The organism is Aquimarina macrocephali JAMB N27 (assembly GCF_000520995.1).
Classification (GTDB): domain Bacteria; phylum Bacteroidota; class Bacteroidia; order Flavobacteriales; family Flavobacteriaceae; genus Aquimarina; species Aquimarina macrocephali.
This window is the reverse complement of record NZ_JACA01000160.1, coordinates 1-417: the sequence shown is the minus strand read 5'-3', so window position 1 is coordinate 417 and position 417 is coordinate 1. Positions and strand designations below refer to the sequence as shown.

General features: G+C 37.2%; 1 protein-coding gene. It reads left to right on the top strand.

The genetic code is table 11. From position 1 onward, the window contains the following. Window positions 1–26: 26 nt before the first annotated feature. Window positions 27–417: hypothetical protein (locus Z054_RS29730; RefSeq protein WP_035094020.1), on the top strand; the 391-nt coding region annotated here is incomplete at its 3' end.

Genomic DNA, 417 nt, shown 5'->3' with positions numbered 1-417 from the left:
CCCAGCAGCATATCATTTTGTGTGAAATGTCTGATGTGGAAGGTAAGGAAATTAAAGAGTTACTTCCAGAGTGTAAGGTTTTAAGCTTACAATTAGATCATCATCAGAGTATTGCTGATCGATATGAGCGTCATGCTTTATCCTGTTTTGATTATATCCGCAATATACTCTCTAACAAACCTCAGGGTAAAATACAGATTCAAATAGTCATTGGTAATGATAAAGAACAGGTTATTTTCACCGGGCTTTCGGGATTATTAAAAACAGCAACCCTTGAGAACCCTATACTAACGGGTCAAATCATTCTAACGGATTCTGAGATAAATGCAGGAGCACTTTTCTTGCAGCTTCAGGAAAATGAGAAGAGATTCCAGGATCAGGTTGTTAAATATGATCAGGATATCCGGTATGTTTTGA